Annotated in this window: 30 protein-coding genes; 12 read left to right on the plus strand and 18 right to left on the minus strand. The window is 66.6% G+C overall.

Features of this window, described 5'->3' with window-relative positions; genetic code table 11:
- Positions 1–20 precede the first annotated feature (20 nt).
- Positions 21–146, plus strand: a complete 126-nt coding sequence (locus L5G28_RS19330) for a hypothetical protein (RefSeq protein ID WP_265744324.1) — start codon at positions 21–23, stop codon at positions 144–146.
- Positions 147–273: 127 nt separating this feature from the next.
- Here the strand turns inward: L5G28_RS19330 and L5G28_RS14720 are convergent, their stop codons facing one another.
- Both L5G28_RS14720 and L5G28_RS14725 read right to left on the minus strand, forming a co-directional pair.
- The gene (locus tag L5G28_RS14720; protein ID WP_236998657.1) at positions 274–429 is read right to left on the minus strand and encodes a hypothetical protein; all 156 of its coding nucleotides are present in this window, start codon (positions 427–429) and stop codon (positions 274–276) included.
- A gap of 30 nt (positions 430–459) precedes the next feature.
- Positions 460–1,851: a glycine--tRNA ligase gene (locus L5G28_RS14725; RefSeq protein WP_237002177.1), complete on the minus strand. Its 1,392-nt coding sequence runs from the start codon at positions 1,849–1,851 to the stop codon at positions 460–462.
- A 207-nt stretch (positions 1,852–2,058) separates the two neighbouring features.
- Here L5G28_RS14725 and L5G28_RS14730 point away from each other — a divergent pair, with 207 nt between their 5' ends.
- On the plus strand, positions 2,059–2,463 hold the full coding sequence (locus L5G28_RS14730) for a hypothetical protein (RefSeq protein ID WP_237002178.1): 405 nt from the start codon (positions 2,059–2,061) through the stop codon (positions 2,461–2,463).
- A 5-nt stretch (positions 2,464–2,468) separates the two neighbouring features.
- Here the strand turns inward: L5G28_RS14730 and L5G28_RS14735 are convergent, their stop codons facing one another.
- A complete protein-coding gene (locus L5G28_RS14735) occupies positions 2,469–2,918 on the minus strand; it encodes a nitroreductase family deazaflavin-dependent oxidoreductase (RefSeq protein WP_237002179.1) in 450 nt (149 codons plus the stop codon).
- A gap of 65 nt (positions 2,919–2,983) precedes the next feature.
- On the opposite strand from L5G28_RS14735, the gene L5G28_RS14740 reads away from it, so the two are divergent.
- Entirely contained in the window at positions 2,984–3,316 is a 333-nt protein-coding gene (locus tag L5G28_RS14740) for an ArsR/SmtB family transcription factor (protein WP_236998660.1), read from the plus strand.
- Positions 3,313–3,726, plus strand: a complete 414-nt coding sequence (locus L5G28_RS14745) for a Fur family transcriptional regulator (RefSeq protein ID WP_236998661.1) — start codon at positions 3,313–3,315, stop codon at positions 3,724–3,726. The genes L5G28_RS14740 and L5G28_RS14745 overlap by 4 nt, the downstream gene beginning before the upstream one ends.
- A gap of 4 nt (positions 3,727–3,730) precedes the next feature.
- Here L5G28_RS14745 and L5G28_RS14750 read toward each other — a convergent pair whose 3' ends face one another.
- Positions 3,731–4,543 (minus strand): PDDEXK family nuclease, encoded by an 813-nt coding sequence (locus tag L5G28_RS14750; RefSeq protein WP_237002180.1) that lies wholly within the window; start codon positions 4,541–4,543, stop codon positions 3,731–3,733.
- Here L5G28_RS14750 and L5G28_RS19335 point away from each other — a divergent pair.
- Positions 4,511–5,032 (plus strand): Clp protease N-terminal domain-containing protein, encoded by a 522-nt coding sequence (locus L5G28_RS19335; protein ID WP_265744326.1) that lies wholly within the window; start codon positions 4,511–4,513, stop codon positions 5,030–5,032. The genes L5G28_RS14750 and L5G28_RS19335 overlap by 33 nt on opposite strands.
- On the opposite strand, the gene L5G28_RS14760 is transcribed toward L5G28_RS19335, so the two are convergent.
- The 11 genes from L5G28_RS14760 to hrcA form a co-directional block, all read right to left on the minus strand.
- Positions 4,939–5,742, minus strand: a complete 804-nt coding sequence (locus L5G28_RS14760) for an isoprenyl transferase (RefSeq protein ID WP_237002181.1) — start codon at positions 5,740–5,742, stop codon at positions 4,939–4,941. The genes L5G28_RS19335 and L5G28_RS14760 overlap by 94 nt on opposite strands.
- Entirely contained in the window at positions 5,742–6,512 is a 771-nt protein-coding gene (gene recO, locus L5G28_RS14765) for a DNA repair protein RecO (protein WP_236998667.1), read from the minus strand. The genes L5G28_RS14760 and recO overlap by 1 nt, the downstream gene beginning before the upstream one ends.
- Before the next feature lie 46 nt (positions 6,513–6,558).
- The gene (locus tag L5G28_RS14770) at positions 6,559–7,248 is read right to left on the minus strand and encodes an alpha/beta fold hydrolase (RefSeq protein WP_237002182.1); all 690 of its coding nucleotides are present in this window, start codon (positions 7,246–7,248) and stop codon (positions 6,559–6,561) included.
- A 66-nt stretch (positions 7,249–7,314) separates the two neighbouring features.
- Positions 7,315–8,232, minus strand: coding sequence for a GTPase Era (era, locus tag L5G28_RS14775; protein WP_236998669.1), 918 nt, complete (start codon positions 8,230–8,232; stop codon positions 7,315–7,317).
- The gene (locus tag L5G28_RS14780; protein ID WP_237002266.1) at positions 8,229–9,578 is read right to left on the minus strand and encodes a hemolysin family protein; all 1,350 of its coding nucleotides are present in this window, start codon (positions 9,576–9,578) and stop codon (positions 8,229–8,231) included. The genes era and L5G28_RS14780 overlap by 4 nt, the downstream gene beginning before the upstream one ends.
- Positions 9,579–9,585: 7 nt before the next feature.
- The gene (gene ybeY, locus L5G28_RS14785) at positions 9,586–10,131 is read right to left on the minus strand and encodes an rRNA maturation RNase YbeY (RefSeq protein ID WP_236998670.1); all 546 of its coding nucleotides are present in this window, start codon (positions 10,129–10,131) and stop codon (positions 9,586–9,588) included.
- Entirely contained in the window at positions 10,128–11,195 is a 1,068-nt protein-coding gene (locus L5G28_RS14790) for a PhoH family protein (protein WP_237002183.1), read from the minus strand. The genes ybeY and L5G28_RS14790 overlap by 4 nt, the downstream gene beginning before the upstream one ends.
- Positions 11,196–11,299: 104 nt before the next feature.
- Positions 11,300–12,067 (minus strand): alpha/beta hydrolase family protein, encoded by a 768-nt coding sequence (locus tag L5G28_RS14795; RefSeq protein ID WP_237002184.1) that lies wholly within the window; start codon positions 12,065–12,067, stop codon positions 11,300–11,302.
- 3 nt (positions 12,068–12,070) lie between these two features.
- Positions 12,071–12,823 carry a 16S rRNA (uracil(1498)-N(3))-methyltransferase gene (locus L5G28_RS14800; RefSeq protein WP_236998673.1) on the minus strand — a complete coding sequence of 251 codons (753 nt, stop codon included), beginning with the start codon at positions 12,821–12,823 and terminating at the stop codon, positions 12,071–12,073.
- Positions 12,820–13,977, minus strand: a complete 1,158-nt coding sequence (dnaJ, locus tag L5G28_RS14805; RefSeq protein WP_237002185.1) for a molecular chaperone DnaJ — start codon at positions 13,975–13,977, stop codon at positions 12,820–12,822. The genes L5G28_RS14800 and dnaJ overlap by 4 nt, the downstream gene beginning before the upstream one ends.
- 31 nt (positions 13,978–14,008) lie before the next feature.
- A complete protein-coding gene (hrcA, locus tag L5G28_RS14810; RefSeq protein ID WP_237002186.1) occupies positions 14,009–15,043 on the minus strand; it encodes a heat-inducible transcriptional repressor HrcA in 1,035 nt (344 codons plus the stop codon).
- A gap of 75 nt (positions 15,044–15,118) precedes the next feature.
- On the opposite strand from hrcA, the gene L5G28_RS14815 reads away from it, so the two are divergent.
- Positions 15,119–15,550, plus strand: coding sequence for a type II toxin-antitoxin system VapB family antitoxin (locus tag L5G28_RS14815; protein WP_237002187.1), 432 nt, complete (start codon positions 15,119–15,121; stop codon positions 15,548–15,550).
- A 21-nt stretch (positions 15,551–15,571) separates the two neighbouring features.
- On the opposite strand, the gene L5G28_RS14820 is transcribed toward L5G28_RS14815, so the two are convergent.
- Both L5G28_RS14820 and L5G28_RS14825 read right to left on the minus strand, forming a co-directional pair.
- Positions 15,572–15,853: a hypothetical protein gene (locus L5G28_RS14820; RefSeq protein WP_237002188.1), complete on the minus strand. Its 282-nt coding sequence runs from the start codon at positions 15,851–15,853 to the stop codon at positions 15,572–15,574.
- A complete protein-coding gene (locus tag L5G28_RS14825) occupies positions 15,850–16,470 on the minus strand; it encodes a TetR/AcrR family transcriptional regulator (RefSeq protein ID WP_237002189.1) in 621 nt (206 codons plus the stop codon). Before L5G28_RS14825 ends, L5G28_RS14820 begins: the two co-directional genes overlap by 4 nt.
- Before the next feature lie 79 nt (positions 16,471–16,549).
- Between L5G28_RS14825 and L5G28_RS14830 the strand changes: the two genes are divergently transcribed.
- Positions 16,550–17,020: a PaaI family thioesterase gene (locus L5G28_RS14830; protein ID WP_236998679.1), complete on the plus strand. Its 471-nt coding sequence runs from the start codon at positions 16,550–16,552 to the stop codon at positions 17,018–17,020.
- Positions 17,021–17,033: 13 nt separating this feature from the next.
- Here L5G28_RS14830 and hemW read toward each other — a convergent pair whose 3' ends face one another.
- Complete coding sequence (hemW, locus tag L5G28_RS14835; RefSeq protein ID WP_372477236.1) at positions 17,034–18,257, minus strand: radical SAM family heme chaperone HemW; 1,224 nt, start codon at positions 18,255–18,257, stop codon at positions 17,034–17,036.
- 312 nt (positions 18,258–18,569) lie between these two features.
- Between hemW and L5G28_RS14840 the strand changes: the two genes are divergently transcribed.
- The 5 genes from L5G28_RS14840 to L5G28_RS14860 are packed head-to-tail and all read left to right on the plus strand — an operon-like array spanning position 18,570 to position 24,043.
- The gene (locus L5G28_RS14840) at positions 18,570–20,294 is read left to right on the plus strand and encodes a nitrite/sulfite reductase (protein WP_236998680.1); all 1,725 of its coding nucleotides are present in this window, start codon (positions 18,570–18,572) and stop codon (positions 20,292–20,294) included.
- A gap of 8 nt (positions 20,295–20,302) precedes the next feature.
- Positions 20,303–21,043, plus strand: coding sequence for a phosphoadenylyl-sulfate reductase (locus L5G28_RS14845; RefSeq protein WP_236998681.1), 741 nt, complete (start codon positions 20,303–20,305; stop codon positions 21,041–21,043).
- On the plus strand, positions 21,040–21,999 hold the full coding sequence (gene cysD / locus L5G28_RS14850) for a sulfate adenylyltransferase subunit CysD (protein WP_236998682.1): 960 nt from the start codon (positions 21,040–21,042) through the stop codon (positions 21,997–21,999). The genes L5G28_RS14845 and cysD overlap by 4 nt, the downstream gene beginning before the upstream one ends.
- Positions 21,999–23,321 carry a sulfate adenylyltransferase subunit 1 gene (locus L5G28_RS14855; RefSeq protein WP_237002190.1) on the plus strand — a complete coding sequence of 441 codons (1,323 nt, stop codon included), beginning with the start codon at positions 21,999–22,001 and terminating at the stop codon, positions 23,319–23,321. Before cysD ends, L5G28_RS14855 begins: the two co-directional genes overlap by 1 nt.
- Positions 23,321–24,043 (plus strand): sirohydrochlorin chelatase, encoded by a 723-nt coding sequence (locus tag L5G28_RS14860; RefSeq protein ID WP_237002191.1) that lies wholly within the window; start codon positions 23,321–23,323, stop codon positions 24,041–24,043. Before L5G28_RS14855 ends, L5G28_RS14860 begins: the two co-directional genes overlap by 1 nt.
- The last annotated feature ends 36 nt before the right edge of the window (positions 24,044–24,079 follow it).

Consider the following 24,079-nt stretch of genomic DNA (forward strand, 5'->3'; position numbering starts at 1 on the left):
GGTCAAGAACACTGGTGGGTATGGCAAGCCGCTACCAGACAATCGCGTTCGCGCACTTTCGAGGCAATCGCCACGCCGTCGTCTCGGACGACGCTCATCTCCTCGAACGACTGCGTCACGTGGACGACGGGGTGATCTCGGCGTGAACCCCGTCCGGAACCATGGACCACTCAGTACTCGGCCGACGATGGTGGTGCTCACCGTGGTCGGGGGTGCGGGACGCGAATCGGTCCTGCGGCTGCCCTCGACTGATGCGTGCGGGGGCGAGTGGCTCTACCGAGTCCGCTCCCGGTAGAGCCATGCGCCGAGCACGACCAACCAGATCGGCACGACGATGCCGAACATCAGCCACTCGCCCTGGCCAGCCATCATTCCTGCGGCGATGAGCATCAGCACACCACTGACGAGCATGACGATCTTCGGGCTCATAGCCATCCTCCGCGACGATTCGAGCAGCGCTCAGACGCCGATGAGCTTGCCGCCGAGGTAGTCGACTACCTTGTCCAGGGCGACGCGCTCCTGACTCATCGTGTCGCGCTCGCGGATGGTCACCGCCTGGTCGTCGAGGGTGTCGAAGTCGACGGTCACACAGAACGGTGTGCCGATCTCGTCCTGGCGGCGGTAGCGCTTGCCGATGCCCTGCGCATCATCGAAGTCGATGTTCCAGTACTTGCGCAGTTCCGCGGCGAGATCGCGTGCCTTCGGCGACAGCTTCTCGTTGCGCGAGAGCGGCAGGACCGCGGCCTTCACCGGCGCGAGTCGACGGTCCAGCTTCAAGACCGTGCGAGTATCGGTGCCGCCCTTGGCGTTCGGCACCTCCTCGTCGGTGTAGGCGTCGACGAGGAACGCCATCATCGAACGGCCGAGGCCCGCCGCAGGCTCGATCACGAACGGCGTGTAGCGCTCGCCGGTCGCCTGATCGAAGAACGACAAGTCTTCACCGGACGCCTCGCTGTGCGTCGACAGGTCGTAATCGGTCCGGTTGGCGACGCCCTCCAGCTCACCCCACGGGTTGCCGCCGAAGCCGAACTTGTACTCGACGTCGACGGTGCGCTTGGAGTAGTGCGACAGCTTCTCGGCTGGATGCTCGAACAACCGCAGGTTCTCGGGGTCGATACCCAAGTCGACGTACCACTGGAAGCGGGCATCGATCCATTGCTGATGCCACTGTTCGTCCTCGCCCGGCTTGACGAAATACTCCATCTCCATCTGCTCGAACTCGCGAGTACGGAAGATGAAGTTGCCCGGCGTGATCTCGTTGCGGAAGCTCTTGCCGATCTGCGCGATGCCGAACGGCGGCTTGCGGCGCGACGTGGTCATCACGTTCTTGAAGTTCACGAAGATGCCCTGCGCGGTCTCCGGACGAAGGTAGGCCAGACCTGCCGCGTCGTCGACAGGCCCGAGGAACGTCTTGAGTAGACCGGAGAACGCCTTCGGCTCGGTCCACTGCCCCTTGACGCCGCACTCGGGACAAGCGATTTCCGACATCGGAACCGAGTCGGGATCGTCGATGCCCTTCTTCAGCGCATACGCCTCCTGCAGATGATCTTGGCGCTGACGCTTGTGGCAGTTGGTGCACTCGATCAGCGGGTCTGTGAAGACTTCGACGTGGCCGGACGCCTCCCACACGCGGCGCGGCAGGATGACCGACGAGTCGAGACCGACGACGTCTTCGCGCGAGGTGACCATGGTGCGCCACCATTGGCGCTTGATGTTGTCCTTCAACTCCACACCGAGCGGACCGTAGTCCCAGGCGGACCTGGTTCCGCCGTAGATCTCACCGCAGGGGTAAACCAGACCGCGCCGCTTGGCGAGGTTGACGACAGCATCGACTTTGGACTGGACAGCCACGGTTAACTGATCTCCACGACGTAGGGGGTAAGGGGTACCTGTACAGGGTAGTCGTTGGTCGCGTCTTCACGTCGATCGCATGCTTCAGTGACCGAATGCGCCGTGTCATCCGAACGTCCGAATAGAGAAGTTTTGTCGTAGGTGCGTCGTAGGTTCATCTCACTCGATCGAGCAGCCCGCCCGACCGGACACTCCCAAGGAGCCCCCATGAACCTCTTCACCCGCCCCGTCATCCGCGTCTGCATCGCCGTCACTGCTGCTACGGCGGCGCTGGTGCCCGCCGCCGCTCTCGCTTCCGCGAGCCCGAGCGACCCGACTGTCGGCGACACCGTTCGCTATGTGTTCTACAGCGACTACCAGTCCAACGAATCACTCACCTATTTTGACGCCGACAACGAGATCCAGACGATGGAGAACCCGACGCTGCCGTCGGACGCCAGCGAGAAGGGTTGGCACTACGGCTCGCTCACTCTCACGTCCCGTTCCACGTACCAGCTCGCCGGCAGTTCCATCCAGACGAGCGGCTACCGCGCAGCGTGCCGGGTCTACGTGAACGACACGCTCGTCGCCTCCGATTCGGCCAGTGGACGATACGCGGTCGCGATCTGCTGAGACGCCTACCGCGCGTCGAGGGCGACTTCGACGTAAGGGATCGCGTCGATGGCGAGACCGGTGGCTTCTTCGATGACACCTGACAGTTCGTCGTAGGCCTTCGGCGACCGCTGACGGTATCGCTCGATCACCGCCCGGCCCTCGTCTGCCGACAAAACGCTGGCCGTCCCCGGCCGTCGGCGGGCGAATCCGATACTGATCGCGCACCGCGGTTCGGCGACGAGGTTGCGGTACCACTGCGACTTCTCGCCGAACCCGGACGCAAGAATCACGTGATCGTCATCGGGTCGTTCGACGCATTCGAGGACCACGAATCGGCTCTCGCCCGATACGCGACCGATGTGCTCGAGCAGCAGCACTCGCGTACCGAACAGAAAGCCCAGCCCGGCACGGAACAGCGGGATCGGCGACCGCACCAACCATCGCGTCCGCAAGAGTCTCGCGCCCACGCTCATGACATCGACGGTACCGCCGATCACGCCGCTGCGAAATGAAAACCACTTCCTTTAAGATGGACTGCATGTCCTCCCCGACCGCGCCCGCCGATCTCGTCGACGACCACTCCGCCCACTCCGCCGCGAGCGATCTGCTGCGCGCACTGTCGGCTCCGGCGCGCGTCGCTATCGTGCTGAGCCTGCAAGACCGCGCGATGTGCGTCCACGAACTCGTCGACGCGTTGCACCTCAATCAGCCGCAGGTGAGCCAGCATTTGAGTGTTCTCAAGCGTTCTGGTGTGGTGGTGGGGACGCGCCGGGGTCGCGAGATCGAGTACGCACTCGCCGACGACCACGTCGCACACATCGTCGTAGACGCTCTGGTACATGCCACGGAACGTCGGGAAGGACAGTCGTGAGCACCAAGCCCGCGAAGCCGGTGACCGGTCAGCGCTCCACCAAGCAGCGCGCGGCGATCGCCGACGTCCTGTCGGCCACCGACGACTTCCTCTCCGCACAGCAACTTCACGACAAGCTGCGCGACCGAGGTGAGTCCATCGGACTGACCACCGTGTACCGAAACCTTCAGGCTCTGACCGAGGCCGAACAGATCGATGCGATCTGGGACGGGTCGGGCGAGACCCGCTACCGCCACTGCTCGTCCGAGCACCACCACCATCTCGTGTGCAGGGTGTGTGGCACGACGGTCGAGGTGCAGGCCGACCCCGTGGAACGGTGGGCGTCGAAGATCGCATCCGAGAACGGCTTCTCCGACATCACCCACACCGTCGAGATCTTCGGCACCTGCGCCGACTGCGGAGTCCGCTGAGCGTTCACCGCCGAATTCGGTGCCGATCTCGCCTGGTGACCTCACGTACGTCCGCCAGTACACCGCCCCAGTCGTACAGGACGTCGTCGTACGTGAGGCGCAGGGTGAGCCACCCGTCGATCAGCGCACGTCGGTCGCGATGGTGGTCGCGCTCGTAGTCCTCCCTGCTCGTGTGGTGACGCATACTGTCGCATTCGATGAGCAGCCTGCCTATCCGCATGTCTGCATGCCCGACCCCTTTTATGAACGGTTGAACTACGACGTCGTAGCCCACCGATTGGAACCTGACGCGCGCGATACTCTCGGTGCCCGACTGCGACATGGGCTCCACCCGAGCGAGCCATCGACCGACGGTGGCTCCGATTCTGCCCATCTCCGACCGCAGTTCGCCGACACCGACACCGGACGAGTTCAAGTACGAGTCAGCCACAGCGATCCACTCGTCTTGCGCCAAGCAACCACTCGCATACTTCAGCGCAACCGGAACGGGATCGACGGCCCGGTCAGCCGAGTACACCGGACCCGCGATCGGCCGGCACGCCACGTTCTTTCCTCGCTGGTGCTTACTGCGCCGCAGGTGCAGCATAGAGTGATGTCCCGGCGGAATCCACAGGCCGTGGAACGCCAGCGCGTCCACACATGTCAGCACCCCGCCGTCGCGGACTGCGGACGCCACGACCCGGTCGTGCAATCGCGTGGCATACCACCGAGGTCGCAGCCGGGTCAGGTCGCCGTTGGCGAGCATGCGCGCAATCACTGCGTCGTCGAAACCCATCTCGACCAGTTGCTTCTTGATGTAGACCCCAGAGTCCTTCATACAGAGTCCTTCATACAAGGTCAGACGCACCGACACCCGACGCGGTTCCACGACCCGAATAACCTGCCCAGGGACCCTTCGTCGAATAACCGGCCGCCACACTCGCTTCCGAGGGCATATTTCCCTCGGAGCCCTCTGAGCCGCCCACTTTTCCGCACGGGACACACTCGGGCCCGGAACCTCCTGGCCGCCGCGCACAATGCAGCGAGCGCCGCAGGAAACCCCGCGGTGACGTCCGCCCACCTCGTGCTCGGGCTGGTCGCCGACCGTGAGTCGCTCGCGATCGCCGTGCTGAACCGACTTGGCCTCGACGCCGACGCTCGCAGAATCGGTCCGCGACACACTCCCCGGACACCGCAGTCGGGGACACCGCAGTCGGGGACGACTGACGTCTGTCAGGCGCTACCGAAGCGGCGGTCACGCTTGGCGTACTCGAGGCACGCGTCCCAGAGATCGCGGCGGTCGAAGTCGGGGAACAGCTTCTGTTGATAGACCATCTCGGCGTAGGCGCTCTGCCACAGCAGGAAGTTCGACAAGCGCTGTTCGCCCGACGGGCGCAGGAACAGGTCGACGTCGGGCATGTCCGGCTCGTCGAGATGCCTGGCGAAACTCGACTCGGTGATTCGGTCCGGGTCGATCTCGCCGCGCGCCGCTCGACGTGCGAGTTCGCGGGCGGCGTCGACGATCTCGGCGCGCCCACCGTAGTTGACGCACATCGTGAGCGTCATGACCGTGTTGTCCTTGGTGAGTTCCTCGGCCACCTCGAGCTCTTTGATGACACTCCGCCACAGGCGTGGGCGGCGCCCGGCCCAGCGGACCCGCACGCCCATCTCGTTCATCTCGTCACGACGACGACGGATCACGTCCCGGTTGAAGCCCATCAGGAACTTGACCTCCTCCGGACTCCGCGACCAGTTCTCCGTCGAGAACGCGTACGCCGACAGCCACTTCACGCCGAGCTCGATGGAACCGCACACCGAGTCCATGAGGACGGCCTCGCCCCGCTTGTGCCCCTCGGTCCGCGGCAGCCCGCGTTCCTGCGCCCACCGACCGTTGCCGTCCATGACGAGCGCGACATGCTGCGGCACGAACTCGGCCGGAATGTTCGGCGGAGTCGCCCCCGACGGATGCGGATCCGGCGGACGGACAGCTGTCGACGGAGCGCGAACAGCGGACGAGTCGCGGGAGAATCGGGCCATCAGACAACCTGGTCTTCCTGCGCCACCGATCGGTGCGGCGCATGTCGTTCGATGAGCGGCAGCGTCCGGAGCTGGCGCTCCAGGTGCCATTGGAGATGAGCGGCGGTCAGCCCCGTCGCCTGGCGGCGCTGCGAGTCGGTGGCCTCGGACACGTGATCCCATTCGCCGCGTGCGAGCGCCTCCATCAGATCGAGGACGCCGACCGACGGCGTCGCCGCGCCCGCCGGGCGACAGTGCACGCACACGGCCCCGCCAGCCGACACGTGGAAGGCTCGGTGCGGCCCCGGCTGTGCGCACCGCGCGCACACGTCGAGCGCGGGCATCCACCCGGCGGCAGACATGGCGCGAAGCAGAAACGCGTCGAGGATCCACTGCCGTTCCCGACGGTTCTCGGCGAGAGCCTGCAATGCACCGACGGTCAGCCGGTGCAGTTGTCTCGCCGGAGCGCGTTCCTCGCCCGCCAGCCGCTCGGCGGTCTCCAACACCGCGCACGCCGTCGTGTACCGACCGTAATCGGAGGCGATGTCGTCGGAGAACGCGTGCAGACTGTGCACCTGGGTGACGATGTCGAGGTTGCGTCCCGGATAGAAGTGGACGTCGACGTGCGCGAACGGCTCCAGACGCGCACCGAACTTGGACCTCGTCCGTCGGACGCCCTTGGCCACCGCCCGCACCAGTCCGTGCTCGGCGGTGAGGAAGGTGATGATGCGGTCGGCTTCGCCCAGCTTGTGCTGACGCAGCACCACCGCTTCATCGGAATAGAACCTCACTGAGACATTCTCTCATCGGCCTCGGACAAACGTGGGATCGACTCACTCAGGTCGTCCTGACGAAGTCCGCCAGTTCTGCCGCAACCCGCTCGGGTTGGTCCTCGGGAAGTAACGTCCAGGAGTCGGCGACCTCCACGAGTCGCGCGTTGGGGAACTCGCCGACCATCCGCCGCGCATGGCCGATCGGCATCATCGTGTCCTCCACCGCCCACAACAGCAGGACCGGCCGGTCGAAGCAGACCACATCGTCGTGCCAAGCACGCAAGACGGTCTTCGACGGTGCGCCGGTAGCGAATTTCGCGAGATCGCGGCGGACCGGCACCCGGCACAGCGCAGACGCGGGACGGGCCGGTTTCGGCGGGAAATTGTCGAACGCTTCGCACGACGCCAGCACCAGCCGGCCAAGACGGTGGTCGCGCTCTTCGGACACGATGAACTGCCCGCCGCCCCAATCGTTCAAGACCAGCGTCACCTCGTCCAGATCGAGCGCTTCGAGGAAGTCCGCGATCACGTTCGCGACACCCGCCTGGGACAGATCGGCGTCGGGCTTCATCGGACGTCGGTGCGCACCCAACGGCCACGTCGGCGCGATACAGCGGAAGCCGGTGAGTAGCGGGATCACCGCGCGCCACTGCGTCTCGTTCATCAACAGCCCGTGACCGAACACCAGCACCGGCCCGTCGCCGCCGGTGTCCGTGTAGTCGATCGGGCCTGCGGGTAGATCGATCGAGGGCATGGGTCCACCGTGCGCCCATGGGACGGCGATGTCCAGGGGGTGACATTCCACCCGGTCGCCGACCGGTCAGAAACCGAGGCGGCCCAACTGCTTCGGGTCGCGCTGCCAGTCCTTGGCTACCTTCACGTGCAGGTCGAGGTACACCTTGGTGCCGAGCAACCTTTCGATCTGGCCGCGGGCGACGGTCCCGACCTCCTTGAGACGCGCGCCCTTGTGGCCGATGACGATACCCTTCTGGCTGTCCCGTTCGACGAACAGATGCGCGTACACGTCAACCACGTCCGAGCCGTCGCGCGGGACGACTTCTTCGATGACGACGGCCAGCGAGTGCGGCAGTTCGTCGCGGACGCCCTCGAGCGCGGCCTCGCGGATGAACTCGGCCATCAGCACCTGCTCGGGCTCGTCCGTCAGTTCACCGTCGGGGTAGAACGCCGGCCCCTCCTCGCACAGTGAGACGAGCACGTCGGCCAGCGTGTCGAGCTGCTTGCCCGACTTCGCCGAGCAGGGCACCACCTCGGCGTCGGGTCCCATCAGCGCCGACAACGCCATCAACTGTTTGGCGACCTTCTCCGGCCCCACTCGGTCGATCTTGGTGACGACTCCGACTTTGCGGGTCTTCGGCGCGACGGTCTGCACCTGGTCGACGATCCGGCGATCGCCAGGACCGATCGCCTCGTCGGCCGGGATGCACACGCAGACCACGTCGACCTCGGAATAGGTGTCGCGTACCAGGTCGTTGAGTCGCTGCCCGAGAAGGGTCCGCGGCCGGTGCAGCCCCGGGGTGTCGACAAGGACGAGCTGCGCGTCCGGACGATTCACAATGCCACGGATCGCGTGCCGCGTGGTCTGCGGACGGTTCGACGTGATGGCGACCTTGTCGCCGACGAGCGCGTTCGTCAACGTCGACTTGCCAGTGTTCGGCCGGCCGACGAAACAGACGAAGCCCGAACGGAATTCGGGTTGCGACGACGTGGGGTTGCTCAAGCGGTCTCTCCGATCGATGTGTCTTGCGTTTCGTGCAGCGTATCGTCTTCGCCCCACTCCTCGCGGACACCGTCAGTCGGCTTCTTCCTGGCACGTCGCACGACGACGGTCGTTATCCGTTGGCGGCCCGACTTGGTCGGGCCTCCTTCGGCCGTCATCTTGAGCCCGTGCGACTTCACTTTCGCGCCGGGCAGCGGCACACGTCCGAGCCGCAGGCCGAGGAGACCACCGACGGTCTCCACTTCGCCGTCGTCGATCTCGATGCCGAACAGATCGCCGAGATCCTCTACGGGGAGTCGAGCGGAGACGCGGTACTTGTCCTCCCCCAGTTTCTCGATCGGCGCGACCTCGTCCGTGTCGTACTCGTCGGAGATCTCGCCGACGATCTCCTCGAGCACGTCCTCGATCGTGACGAGGCCCGCGATCCCGCCGTACTCGTCGGCGAGGAGCGCCATGTGGTTGCGTTTGGCCTGCATGTCTTCGAGCACGTCGTCGAGCGGTTTGGAGTCGGGGATGAACTCGGCCGGCCGCATCACCGCGCCGACGTCGAAACCGACGACGGGCAGTTTCGGCAGCATCTTCTCGACGAGGTCCTTGAGGTAGACGACGCCGACGACGTCATCGGGGTTCTCGCCGATCACCGGGATCCGAGAATGGCCCGACCGGACCGCGAGGCTCACCGCCTGGTTCGCGGACTTGTCCGACTCGATCCACACCATCTCCGGGCGCGGCACCATCACCTCACGGGCGTTCGTGTCGCCGAGTTCGAACACCGACTGGATCATGCGGCGTTCGTCGTCGTCGACGACGCCCTGCTCCTGCGCGAGGTCGACGACCTCGCGGACTTCCACTTCCGTGGCGAACGGACCGTTGCGGAAGCCCTTGCCGGGAGTGAGCGCGTTGCCCACGAGGATCAGCATGCGGGTCACCGGACGCAGCAGCACGCCGATCGCGGTCAGGACGGGCGCCGCGATCAGCGTGATCGAGTAGGCGTGCTGCCTTCCGAGCGTGCGCGGTCCGACACCGACCGCGACATACGACACGCCGGTCATCACGAGGATCGTGACGGCGAGGCCCCAGCCGGTGCCGAGCCCGTCGACTGCGGTCACTGCGACGAGGCCGATCGCTGCCACTTCGCCGAACACGCGCAGCAGGACGGCGAGACCGACGTAGGTCGCTCGTCGCTCGAGAACGGTGCGGAGTCGTTTCGCGCCGCCGCGGCCCTCTTTGACCATGTCGTCGACGCGTGCGGCAGACACCGTCTGCAGCCCCATGTCGACGGCCGCGAATAGTCCTGCAACGGCGATCAGAGCTGCGGCTCCGATCAGGAAGATCACATCACGCATCACGAGGTCAGCGTCCACCTGTGTCACCCGAGAAGCCGGTGTTGCGCAGGAGTCTCGCATCGCGTTCGGCCTGCGCCTGGAGTCGAACACGATCGTCGCGCGCCGAATACCAGTCGACGATGATCTGACCTTGCAGCCCGAACATCTCCTTCTCGTCTGCGGGCTCGGCGTGGTCGAATCCGAGAAGGTGAAGGACGCCGTGGACGGTGAGGACAGCGAGCTCGTGTTCGAAGCTGTGCCGCTGACTCTTGGCCTGCTGCGCCGCGAACTCGGGGCAGATCACGATGTCGCCGAGCATCGCAGGCCCCGGGTCGGACGCGTCGGGGCGTCCACCGGGCGTCAGTTCGTCCATCGGGAAGCTCATCACGTCGGTCGGCCCCGGCAGGTCCATCCACTGCACGTGCAGATCGGCCATCGTCTCCGAGTCGGCCAGGGTGATCGACAGCTCGGCGCCCCGATGGACTTCCATCCGCGCCATCGCGAAACGCGCGGCTTCGATGACGAGCTGTTCGGGCACGTCGACTCCCGACTCGTTGAAGAGTTCGATGCTCATCGGCGGTGTCCTCCGTCGGTTCGGCGCATGCCGTCCCTCCTGGCGGCGCGGTTGCCGCTCGCCACATCACGCGGACCCGCTGCGCGCACTGCTTCTTCGGCCCGACCGTATGCGTCGACGATGTCGGCGACGAGACGGTGACGCACGACGTCGGAACTGGTCAGCTCGGCGAAGTGGATGTCGTCGATGCCGTCGAGGATGCGGGCCGCGATTCGCAGTCCGCTCTTCGCGCCGCCCGGCAGGTCGACCTGGGTGACGTCGCCGGTGACGACCATCTTGGCGCCGAACCCGAGCCTGGTGAGGAACATCTTCATCTGTTCGCCGGTCGTGTTCTGGGCCTCGTCGAGGATGATGAAGGCGTCGTTGAGGGTGCGGCCACGCATGTACGCCAGCGGCGCGACTTCGATGACCCCCGCCTCCATGAGCTTCGGGATCGCTTCGGGATCCATCATGTCGTGCAGCGCGTCGTACAGGGGCCGCAGGTACGGGTCGATCTTCTCGCTGAGAGTGCCCGGCAGGAAGCCCAGCCGCTCCCCCGCTTCGACGGCCGGACGCGTCAGGATGATCCGCGTGACCTCCTTGTTCTGCAACGCCTGGACGGCCTTCGCCATCGCGAGATACGTCTTGCCGGTGCCTGCGGGACCCAGGCCGAAGACGATCGTGTTCTTGTCGATCGCCTCGACGTAGTGCTTCTGGTTGAGCGTCTTGGGCCGGATCGTCTTACCGCGCCGCGACAGGATGTCGAGGCTGAGCACTTCAGCGGGCGACTCGTTCGACACGGACAGGATCGACAGACTTTGGCGGACGAGGTCGGGGGTGAGCGTCGTACCGCCGCGCACCACCTTGACCAGTTCGGCGACTACTCGCTCGGATGCGGCGACGTCGGCGGGTGCGCCCTTGAGTGTGATCCGGTTGCCGCGGACGTGGATGTCGGCGGGCAGTTGTGCTTCCAGGGTCCGCAGGTTGACGTCCGTCGCGCCGAGAAGTCCTACGGCGAGGTCTTGCGGGACCTCGATCCTCGAGGTCGCCGCCGCGTCGGCCGGATCGCCGTCCGTCTCACTCATTCGGCCTGCCACTCACTGGGTTCGTCACTCCTACGTTCGTCGTTTGATCCCGCACATGCGGGGGTTGTCTCATTCTATCGCCGGGCCGCCCGGCGGGCATCGCGTTAAATCCCCAGCACACGCAGCGTCTGCCGGCTGGCCGCCGACCGCGGGTCGACGAATGCGTCGTGGCCTTCGCCGGGAACTTCGTAGAGGACGGCGCTCTGGCCTCGCCGCTCGGCCTCGGCGACGTAACGCCTGCTCATCCCGATCGGCACCGACTGATCGTCGACGGTGTGGACCACCGCGACCGTCGAGGAGAACGGCTCCTGTTCCGACGGCGACGCCTCACGATAACGGTCCGGGATCTGCGCGAACGGCGCACCCATGAGTGCGACGACCGACGGCCGGTCGAACGCGCCGGTCTCAGTGAAGTCGAGCACCGGCGACTGTGCGATGACCGTGCCGAAGGCGAACCGTTCGGTGGCGGCACCCAGACGGGCCGCCGCATAAACGGCGAGCTGGCCGCCTGCCGAATGCCCGAGGATCGACGCGCGCTTCCGGTCGACGGTGATCTGCGTCGTCGCCAGCTGATCGGTGACCGGACCGTCGAGTGCGCTGATCGCGTCGACGACGTCACGACCGGTGGTCGGCCAGCCACCGCCGGGCTCGCCGACCCGGCGGTACTCGACATTCCACACCACGGCGCCGCGTTCGGCCAACGCTCGCGCAATGCCGGTGTAGACGACGAGCGAGTACTCGGTCGACCAGTAGCCACCGTGGACGAGGACGACGAGCGGGGCGCTTTCGGCGCCCCGCGCGGCTTCTCCCGGCAGGTAGAGATGACCGAACGTGCTCGGCGCGTCGCCGTACGCGATCTTGAGGCGGCGCACCGGTTATCGACTCCAACGGTCGGTGACCGCGCCGAGCGCGCCGAGCGCGACCGCGCCTGCGGCCGCGGTCCGCAGCACTTCGGGTCCGAGGACGACGGGCTGTCCGCCGAGCGCCGTCAGATCGGCGATCTCGGCGTCGTCGAGGCCGCCCTCGGGGCCGATCACCACAACGATCTCCGAGGCCGTCGAGAAGTCGATCGAACGGAACGGCGTCGACCCCGTCTCGTGCAGCAAGGCGACGACGCCGCTGTCGCCGACGACTCGCGCGCACCGTTCGCGCACGTCCATAGTGGTCGCCAGATCGGTGACTTCCGGGATCCACGGACGTCGTGCCTGTTTGGCCGCGGTCGCCGCGGCAGACCGCCACTTGTCCACGCCGCGTTCGGCTTTCGACCCCGCCCACCGCGCGACGCACCTCGACGCCTGCCACGGAACGATCACGTCGACGCCTGCCTCGGTCATCAGGTCGACGGCGAGTTCGGCGCGTTCGGATTTCGGCAGCGCCTGCACGACGGTGACGAGCGGTTTGGGCCGCGTCACGAACTCGACGCGTCCGGCACGCACCGTCAACCGCTCTTTGCCCGACGTTCCGAGCACTTCACAGTCGGCGAGGGTGCCCCGGCCGTCACCGAGGACCACCGTCTCGCCGCGCCTGATGCGTGTCACGGTGACCGCGTGTCGGCCTTCCGAGCCAGACACCGTCGCCTCTTCGCCAGCGGCGGGGACGTCGTCGACCCAGAAGAGCGGTGGGGTCATCGGCCTGCGAAAGCGTTGCGCAGTTTGGAGAACAGTCCGCCCGAGCCGGCTGACTTCGACGTCGCGCTGACGAGCTCGACGTCGTCGTCGATCGCCTCGCGCAGGCCGGTGAGCAGTTCGGTCTGGATGGCGTCGAGTCTGCGCGGCACCACGACGTCGAGGTGTGCGTGCAGGTCTCCCCGCATGCCGGTATTCAGGTGCGGCATGCCGTGGCCACGGACCTTGACGACGGCTCCCGGCTGGGTTCCGGGCGCGACGGTGACCGTGGCGACGCTGCCGAGGACGGTCGGCACCTCGATCTCGGTGCCGAGTGCGGCGTCGACCATCGGGACGCGCACCGTGCAGTGCAGGTCGTCGGCGTCACGCACGAACACGTCGTCGCTCGCCTCGCTTACCTCGACGTACAAGTCGCCTGCGGGCCCTCCGCCCGGGCCGACCTCGCCTTGCCCGGTGAGTCGGACACGCATGCCCTCCTGGACGCCCGCCGGAATCTTGACGGTCAGGGTGCGGCGGGAGCGGACGCGGCCGTCGCCGCCGCACTTGAGGCACGGGTCGGGGATGGTCTCGCCCGCACCGCGACATTCGGGGCATTCCCGGACCGTCATCACCTGGCCGAGGAACGACCGCTGCACGGCCTGGATCTCGCCTGCACCCTTACAGGTGCCGCAGGTGACGGGCTTGGAGTCGCCGCGCGTACCGGAGCCGGTGCACGAATCACAGAGGACGGCGGTGTCGACGGTGATCTCCTTGCGAGCGCCTTCGGCGATCTCGTCGAGGTCGAGCGTGACGCCGACGAGTGCGGCTTCGCCGGGTCGGACGCGTCCGCGGGGGCCGCGTCCGCCACCGAAACCGCCGCCTCCGCCGCCGCCGAAGAAGGTCTGGAAGATGTCGCCGAGTCCGCCCGAACCGAACGGGTCGCCGCCGAAGCCGCCCGCGCCCGGCCCGGCGAGGGGGTCGCCGCCCGCGTCGACCACGCGACGCTTCTCCGGATCGGAGAGCACCTCGTACGCAGTCGTCACCTCTTTGAAGCGGTCTTCTTCGTCGGGGTTGACGTCTGGATGGAGTTCGCGGGCGAGCTTCCGGTAGGCACGCTTGATCTCTTGATCTGTCGCGCCCCGGGAGACGCCGAGAGTTCCGTAGTAATCACGAGCCACAGCGAATACAGTCCTTACGCTTCACATAGTCCTATCGGTCGGCGAGCACTTCACCGACATATTTCGCAACTGCTGCGACCGACGCGATTGTTCCCGGATAGTCCATCCGGGTGGGTCCCACCACACCGACGCTGCCGAACACAGTGCCCGAAGCACCGTACCCGGTCGAGACGACCGACGTGTTGCGCAGGTTCTCGGTGTTGGTCTCCTCACCGATCTGGACGGTCACCTGGCCGGTGCGTTGGGTGTGCGCGAGCAGTTTGAGTACGACGACCTGTTCTTCGAGTGCTTCGAGCACGGTGTCCATCCCGCCGGTCGCCGGCGTGAAGTCGGCCGCCGATCGTGCGAGGTTCGACGTCCCACCCAACACGAGTCGGTCCTCCCCGCGTTCGACGAGAGTCTCGACGAGAACCGTGGCGATCGTGACGACGGGCTCCTGCAGTTCCGGCGGAGTCTGACTGGCGAGGTCGGCGACGGCGACGGACGCGTCTTCGAGGCGTTGACCGTCGAGCGCCTGCGAGAACATGGTGCGCAGTCGAACCAGCGTGTCGTCGTCCGCCCCTTCACGGAGGGTCACCATCCGCTGTTCGACCCGACCGTTGTCGGTGATGACGACCAGCAGGAGGCGAGTCGGGCTGAGCGCGACCACTTCCAGGTGCCGGACGCGCGCTGTCGACAGCACCGGATACTGGATGACTGCGACCTGTCGCGTGAGCTGGGCCAGCAGTTTCACGCTGCGACGGAGCACGTCGTCGAGGTCGACACCGGAGTCGAGGACCGACAGGATGGCACGCCGCTCGGCCGCCGACAGGGGTTTGATCTCACTGATCCGGTCGACGAAGAGTCGATATCCCTTGTCGGTGGGCACGCGTCCGGAACTCGTGTGTGTCTGCGTGATGTAACCCTGCTCTTCGAGCACGGCCATGTCGTTGCGGACGGTGGCGCTGGACACGCCGAGATGGTGCCGGTCGACAAGCGCTTTCGATCCGATCGGTTCGTGAGTCCCCACGAAATCGGTGACAATGGCGTGGAGAATCTCAAAGCGACGGTCGTCTGTGCTCGACACAGGCACCTCCTCACACAGTGTGCATACAGTGAACTACGACCATTCTACGAAACTGACGGAAAGACCAGGCGGGCGATGATCTTCAAGGGGGTACACGAGGGCAGGCCGTACCCCGATCACGGTCTCGCCCCGCGTGATTGGGCCAAGATCCCGCCCCGCCAGTTTCGCCTCGACCAGCTGACCACCGTGACGACGGTGCTCGCACTCGACAAGTTGTTGGCCGAGGACTCGACGTTCTACGGCGACCTGTTCGCCCACATCGTCCAGTACGAAGACGTCATGTATCTCGAGGACGGACTGCACCGCGCGGTTCGGTCCGCGTTGCGGAATCGGACGCTCATTCACGCCCGGCTTTTTGATCTCGACGAGCACCTGTTGCGCTTCGGTGCGGTGCCCGGCGCCGACGAGTCCGGGGTGGAGACGACGGCGCCCCTCCGGCCGGTGTCGTCGCCGCTTCCTGTTCACCCGCGGCGTCCGCGGACACCCGGAGCACACCGGTTGGACTAGGCCGGCAGGGGGTGTCCGCGGTCAACGTGCCAGCGGATTCAATGCCATCGGCAGCCGAGCGCCGACTCGCCACAGCACCGCCGCGCTCGAATGCGGCCGGAGGCGGGTCTCGATCCGGTGCCGCGCGACCTCCCTCGCATACCGAGAATCCGGCGGTCGGACCGGCTCCCCGCCGGATTCGACGCGAACCCGACGGAGATAGCCGGGCATGGCCGTGGTCGCGGCGGTGGTCGCCGATGCGGCAGCGGCGAGCCGTTCCCGACCGGTCAGTTCGCCGACTCTCATGACTGGACCGACACTCATGACCGGGCGCCCTCTCGTGACTCGGCGATCCGCGCGGCCAACTCGGCGCGCACCGGCGCGAGAAGGTCCTCGACCTCGCTCGCTGTCGCGAACCCTTGCGTTCGCAGCGCGATCAACCCGTTCACCGTCCCCCACAGCCGGAGGGCTTCACCGCGTGCCGACCGGGCGTCGAGAGTCGATGCGGCCACCGTGCTGTCCAGGACGCCGCCGAGTAGGTCGCGGACGATCCGGCGTGCCTGCGTGACGAGCTCGGAGTCGTCCCGCCCAAGATCTGACAGGCCCAGGATGCGGAATGCCGCCGGAGCGTCGGCGTGGAAACGGAGGTAGGCGTCGAAGACAGCGAGTTCCACCGGTTCGCGCGCGGCGGCGATGGCCGCAGCCATCTCGTCGGCGTGCTGTCGCGCGATTCGGCAGGCCAGTGCGGCGTAGACATCGGCTTTTCCGCCGGGGAAATTCGCGTAGATGGAACTGAGTGCGACATCGGCCGCCGAAGCGAGTTCGTCGACCGACGTCTCCCGGAACCCGCGGCCGGCGAACAGGTCGGCAGCGGCGTCCAGCACCGCGTTGTGGGTTCGACGGCGTCGTCGGTCGGAAGGCTCGATGAGCGGAGCGGTCATACCCGAACCGTAATTCACCTATGTTTTCGTAGTCAAATTATGTTTTCATAGTTGTACTACGACTTTCTAGGAGATCGCGATGCCTGAACCGACCACCGGAACCGAGACCGAACCGACCACCAGCACCGAGGCTGACCTGACCACCGGCACCGAGACAATGCGCGCGTTCTTCCCGACGTCGCCGTTCATCTCGACGCTCGGAGTGAGGATCGTCGACCTCGGCGAAGGGACCGCACACCTGCGCTTGCCGTTCCGTGACGCCAACACCACGGTCGGCCCGATGGTGCACGGCGGCGCGATCGGTGCATGCGTCGACCTCGGCATCATGGCGGCCGCATGGGCGGGTGACGGACCAGTCCCGGAGCAGTTGCGCGGCGTCACCGTCTCCATGTCGGTCAACTTCATCGCACCGGCGATGAACGACGACATCGACATCGTCGCCACCCGATTGCGCCGAGGCCGCCGACTGTCCCACTGCGCCGTCGAGATCCGCACACGAACGGACGATCAGCTCGTAGCGACCGGCGCCGGCGTCTACCAGGTCGGCTGACTCGACGCGAGCATCAGTCGAGGATGTCGCGGACCACGCCGTCGGCGAGCAGGCGCCCGCGATCGGTGAGAACGTAGGCGTCGCCGCGGCGCACGAGCAGGCCCGCCGCCACCGCGACATCGGCCCGCATACGCTCACGGTCGTCGAGCACGTCGACGGCCAACCCGTCACGCATCCGCAGGCGGAGCATCACCTTCTCGGTGTGCGCGTCCTCGACGGTCAGGATCTCCTGCCCCGCGACCGGCAGCGCCCCGCCCGCCAGCGACGCCGAATAGGTGGCCGGATGTTTCTGGTTCCACCAGCGCACCCCGTTCACATGCGAGTGCGCACCCGGTCCGACGCCCCACCAGTCGTCGCTGCGCCAGTACATCTCGTTGTGCCTGCACGCCGAACCCGGTGCTGGCAGCCCCGAGTGTTCTTGCGCGCGAGCCCAATTCGATACCTCATACCAGGTGAGCCCGGCTTGTGAGAGCCGCTCGTCAAGCATCTCGTAGCGGGCCGCGAGGACGTCGTCGTCGGGCATCGGCACCTCGCCGCGTCGCACCTTCCGCGCGAAGGCCGTACCGTCCTCGACGATCAGCGCGTACGCCGAGACGTGGTCGATCGGCACCGAGAGCACGGCGTCGATGGACGCGGCGAGATCGTCATCGGTCTCCCCCGGCGTCCCGTAGATCAGATCGAGGTTGAGGTGCTCGAAGCCCGCATCGGCCGCCTCGCGGGCCGCGTCGAGGGCACGCCCGGGGGTATGCGTGCGTTCCAGAACAGACAGGACGTGCTGCGCCGCCGACTGCATCCCCAGCGAGATTCGGGTGTAGCCGGCTTCGCGCAGCGTCGCGAAGAACTCCGGCGACGTCGATTCCGGGTTCGATTCGGTCGTCACTTCCGCGCCGTCCGCGACATCGAACGAGTCGCGGACCGCGTCGAGGAGGTCGCCGAGTCCGTCCCCGCCGAGCAGCGACGGCGTGCCACCGCCGACGAAGACGGTCGAGACCTTTCTCACAGGCGACACCAGCTCCGCAGCAGCGTCGAGCTCCCGACGGACCCCTTCCATCCACGACTGCGGCGAGGACGACGAACCGAGTTCGCCGGCCGTATACGTGTTGAAGTCGCAGTAGCCGCATCGCGTCGCGCAGAACGGGACGTGCAGGTAAAGGCCGAGCGGGCGGGCATCGTCGACGGCATGAAGGGCTGCCAGAGCCTTGTCTGAAAGCGCCTCGGGGGCCTGCCGGATCGTCACTCCTCCATGATGACGCACGGTGGAGCCTCACCAGCAGATGGGATTAATCCTCACCGTGAGTGAAAATATGCCCAAGTAGACGCGCTGGATCGGCTCGTGGCATGATGGACGGCGTGACTTCCTCCGGAGTGTGGCTCGCCGAACGGCGGCACATCGATCTCAAGCGCGTCAACAGCGCATTCTGTCGGTTCTGACCGACGGCCACTCCGGCTACGCTGCCTTCTTGCGGTACGCCGAGTTCACGTCACTTCACCCCTGAGTACCAGCCCCCAGCAGTGCTGCCCTGTCCGCAGCATGCCATCAGGAGATCCGATGACGCTCACGTCAACCGAGTCGGCCGACCAGGCCGCGCAGGCCTCGGCCGCTGCGCCGCGAAAGCGGGCCCGGCCCACCAAGCGAAAGTCTGAAGGCCAGTGGGCCCTCGGCTACCGCACACCGCTCAACCCGAATGAGCAGTCCAAGCGCGACGACAACCCGCTCAACGTGCGACGACGCATCCTCGACACGTATCAGCACGTCGGGTTCGACGGCATCGACAAGGCCGACCTCCGTGGGCGCTTCCGCTGGATGGGGCTGTACACGCAGCGCGCCGACGGCTACGACGGCACGTATACCCACGACGACAACATCGACATCCTCGAGGCCCCGTACTTCATGATGCGGGTGCGCACTGACGGCGGACAGTTGTCCATCCCGCAGGTCCGCGCACTGGCAGGCATCTCCCGCGATTTCGCCCGCGGCACCGCCGACGTCACCGACCGGCAGAACATCCAGTATCACTGGATCGAGATCGAGAACGTCCCCGAGATTTGGCGTCGCCTCGACGAGGTCGGTCTCGACACCACCGAAGCGTGCGGCGACTGCCCGCGCGGCATGCTCGGCTCGCCGCTTGCGGGACTGTCCGTCGACGAGGTCCTTGATGCGAGCCCTGCGCTCGCCGAGATCAAACGTCGCTACATCGGCAACCCCGAGTACTCGAACCTTCCCCGCAAGTTCAAGACCGCGATCTCGGGACTGCAGGACGTCGTCCACGAGATCAACGACGTCAGCTTCGTCGGCGTCGAGCACCCGGAGCACGGCCCCGGCCTGGATCTGTGGGTCGGCGGCGGTCTCTCGACCAACCCGATGCTCGCCAAGCGTCTGGGCGTGTGGGTGCCGCTCGACGAGGTGCCGGACGTGTGGGAGGGCGTCGTCGCCATCTTCCGTGACTACGGCTACCGCCGACTGCGGTCCAAGGCTCGCCTCAAGTTCCTGATGAAGGATTGGGGCCCGGAGAAGTTCCGACAGGTCCTCGAGGACGAGTACCTGCACCGCAAGCTCGTCGACGGGCCGGCGCCCGAGGCACCGACGCAGCCGATCGACCACGTCGGCGTCACCAAGCAGAAGAACGGTCAGTACGCGGTCGGCTTCTCAGCCGTGTCCGGTCGACTGTCGGACGTCGTGCTCGACGCGATCGCCGACTCCGCCGAGACCGCTGGGAGCGACAGCGTCCGCCTCACCCCGTATCAGAAGCTCGTCGTCGTCAACGTCGACGAGGACAAGATCGCCGGTCTCGACGAGTCGCTCACCGCAGTCGGCCTGCAGTCGCGTCCCTCGGTGTGGCGCCGCAACCTGATCGCTTGCACGGGCCTGGAGTACTGCAAGCTCTCGTTCACCGAGACCCGCAGCCGGTCCCAGGCGCTCGTCCCGGAGATGGAGAGCCGGCTCGCCGAGCTGAACAAGGACCTCGACGTCCCGATCACCATCAACTTCAACGGGTGCCCCAACTCGTGCGCCCGCGTCCAGGTGGCCGACATCGGTCTCAAGGGCCAGCTCATCGACGAGGGCGGCACCCCGGTCGAAGGATTCCAGGTGCACCTGGGTGGCAGCCTCGGGTTCGACAGCGGGTTCGGCCGCAAGCTGCGTCAACACAAGATCTACGCGTCCGAGGCGACCGATTACATCGAGCGCGTCGTCCGCAACTTCGTCACCGACCGCAACGACGGCGAGCGCTTCGCCGAGTGGGCCGTCCGCGCCGACGACGAGAAGCTCAGGTAGGAGGAACTGTGAGTATTGATCTGGACTCCGCTCGATCGGTCGACGAGTTGCGTGCGATCGCGCAAGCAGGAGCGCAACAGCTCGGACCGGATGCGTCCGCCGATGAACTTCTCCGTTGGACCGCCGAAACCTTCGGCGCCGACTTCGTGATCGCCGCGAACATGCAGGACGCGGTTCTCATCGATGTCGCGAAGAAGGCGATCGACCCGGCGACGATCGAGGGGCAGCAGCTCAAGGCGCTGTTCCTCGACACCGGTTACCACTTCGCCGAGACCCTCGGCACCCGCGACGCGGTGACGGACGTGTACGACCTCGACCTCATCAACGTCACCCCCGAGCAGACCGTGGAGGAGCAGGACGAGCTCCTCGGAAAGAACCTGTTCGCGTCCGAGCCCGGCGAGTGCTGCCGATTGCGCAAGGTGGTGCCGCTCAAGGCGTCGCTCGCTCCGTTCAGCGCTTGGGTCACCGGCATCCGCCGCGTCGAGGCGCCCACCCGCGCCAACGCGCCGCTCATCTCGTTCGACGAAGGCTTCGGGCTGGTCAAGATCAACCCGCTCGCCGCATGGACGGACGAACAGTTCCAGGAGTACATCGACGCGAACGGCGTCCTCGTCAACCCGTTGGTCGACGAGGGCTACCCCTCCATCGGGTGCGCGCCGTGCACCGTCAAACCGAAGGCCGGAGAAGATCCGCGCAGCGGCCGTTGGGCCGGGCGCACCAAGACAGAATGCGGGTTGCACGCGTCATGACCATTTCCGATGAATCCCCCCTCGCTTCGCTGGACCGGACAGCGTCCGTCGACTCGTCGACCGACGAGTTCACCACGCTCGACGCACTCGAGTCGGAGTCGATCCACATCTTCCGCGAGGTCGCGGGCGAGTTCGAGCGCCCGGTGATTCTGTTCTCCGGCGGCAAGGACTCGACGCTCCTCCTGCATCTGGCGCTCAAAGCGTTCTGGCCTGCGCCGCTGCCGTTCTCACTGCTGCACGTGGACACCGGCCACAATCTGCCGGAGATCATCAAGTTCCGCGACGAGATCGTCGAACGCCACAACCTGCGTCTGCATGTCGCCAAGGTCGAGGATTATCTCGCCGACGGCCGCCTCACCGAGCGGCCCGACGGCATTCGCAACCCGCTGCAGACGATCCCGCTGCTCGACGGCATCACCGAGAACCGTTTCGACGCGGTGTTCGGCGGCGCCCGCCGCGATGAGGAGCGCGCCCGCGCCAAGGAGCGAATCTTCTCGTTGCGCAACGCGTTTGGCCAGTGGGACCCGAAGCGGCAACGTCCCGAACTGTGGAACCTGTACAACGGTCGCCACGCTCCGGGCGAACACGTCCGTGTGTTCCCGTTGAGCAACTGGACCGAACTGGACGTGTGGCGGTACATCGCCCGCGAGCAGGTCCTGCTTGCGCCGCTGTACTACGCGCACGAGCGTGAGGTGTACGAGCGCGACGGCATGTGGATGACGTCCGGCCCGTGGGGCGGGCCCCGCGAGGGCGAGTCCGTCGAGACGCGCATGGTGCGTTACCGCACCGTCGGCGACGGCTCCACCACCGGAGCCGTGCTGTCGGAGGCCGCCGACAACGAGTCCGTTCTGGCCGAGGTCGCAGCGTCGCGCCTCACCGAGCGCGGCGCCACCCGTGGCGACGACCGCGTCTCCGAGGCCGCCATGGAAGACCGCAAGCGCGAAGGATATTTCTGATGACTGCATCGAACACCGGGGGCGTCGCGGCCCCCGACCTACTCCGCATCGCGACTGCGGGCAGCGTCGACGACGGCAAGTCGACTCTCGTCGGCCGTCTCCTGTTCGACACTAAGTCGGTGCTCGCCGACCAGATCGACGCCGTCACCAAGGCGTCCGTCGACCGCGGCATGGACACCCCCGACCTGTCCCTACTGGTCGACGGCCTGCGCGCCGAGCGTGAGCAGGGCATCACGATCGATGTCGCCTACCGCTATTTCGCGACGCCGAACCGGTCGTTCGTCCTCGCCGACACCCCGGGCCACGTCCAGTACACCCGCAATACCGTGTCCGGCGCGTCCACCGCGCAGCTCGTCATCCTGCTGGTCGACGCCCGTAGCGGTGTGGTCGCCCAGACGCGTCGCCACGCGGCGGTCATGGCACTGCTGGGTGTGCCACGCCTGGTGCTCGCGGTCAACAAGATCGATCTCGTCGACAATGCCGAGCAGGTGTTCGAGCAGATCTCCGCGGACTTCAATTCGGTCACCGCGGCCCTCGGATACAAGCCTGAGCAGGTGCAGGAGATCCCGGTCTCGGCGCTCCACGGCGACAATGTGGCGATCAAGTCGGGCAACACCCCGTATTACGACGGACCCACCCTGATCGAGCACTTGGAGACGGTTCCGAACGTGATCGATCGCAGCCCGGTCGGTCTGCGTTTCCCCGTTCAGTACGTGATCCGTCCGCGCACCCCCGAGTACCTCGACTACCGCGGGTACGCCGGTCAGATCGCGGCGGGTCGGGTGTCGGTCGGCGACGAGATCGTCGTCGCGCCGTCCGGCGTGCGTTCGACGATCGCCAAGATCGACACGGCGGACGGTGAACTGCAGACCGCGCACACCGGCCGCAGCGTCACCCTGCTGCTGACCGACGACATCGACGTCTCGCGCGGCGACCTCATCGCGTCGGTGGACGACGCACCCGAGCCTGCGCAGCAGTTCACCGCGACGGTCTGCTGGTTGGCCGAGAAGGCGCTGCGTCCCGGCGCACGGCTGCTGCTCAAGCACGGTACGAAGACGACGCAGGTCATCATCGGTTCGCTCGACGCGCTGTTCGACGAGCAGAACCTGACGGTGATCGATGCACCGGACACGGTGGAGCTCAACCAGATCGGGCGTATCTCGCTGACGACGGCCGAGCCGATCGCCGCCGACGATTACCAGGTCGACCGGGAGTCGGGCAGCTTCCTGATCATCGACCCGCAGGGTGGCAACACTCTCGGCGCCGGGCTCATCGGTGACGCTCTCGCACCGCTGCACCTGTCCGAGGCTGCAGTAGTCTGATGACCCCCACTCTCGTGCTGGCCTCGCACGGCAGCCGAGACCCCCGATTCGATGCGACCGCCCGCCGGGTGGCCGACGCGGTCCGCGTCGCACTGCCCGGCGTGCGCGTCGAGTCGGCTTATCTCGATTTGAACGCGCCACTGATCGGCGATGTTCTAGCCGACCTTTCCGGTGCGGCTGTCGTCGTCCCGCTGCTGTTCGGCGACGGTTTCCACGGCAAGATCGACCTGCCGAACATGCTGGCGGACGCCTGCGCGTCGAACCCGTCGCTGTCGGTGCGGCGGACCGACGTGGTCGGCGTCCACTCGCCGGTGCCCGCGCTGGTCGACCGTCTCGCGGAGGCGGGTCTGCGCAGTGACGACGGGGTCCTGATGATCGCCGTCGGCTCCTCCGATCCCGGGTCGGACGCGTCGATATCGGCCCGCGCCGACGAGCTCGCGTCGACACTGGGGCGGCCCGTCGAGTTGGTGTTCGCGACACGGATCGGGCGCGACGGGGCGGCGGTGCGTGAGGCCGCCGACTCGCTACTCGCCCGCGGTTGTGCACGGATCGCGTTGAGCCCGCTGTTCCTGTCGGCTGGGCTCCTCACCGAACGAGTGGAGCGTGTCCTCGACGCGCTCGACTCCCCCGCCGTCGTCGCGGGCCCGGTCGGCGCGCACCCGACATTGATCGACGCCATCGCGTCGCTGTACGCGCCGCACGCGACGACCGTCGCAGTGTGAAGATTTCCCCTCAACGCGGTAGATCACTGCCGCTCT

It is taken from the genome of Gordonia liuliyuniae (assembly GCF_021739025.1).
GTDB classification, from domain to species: Bacteria; Actinomycetota; Actinomycetes; order Mycobacteriales; family Mycobacteriaceae; genus Gordonia; species Gordonia liuliyuniae.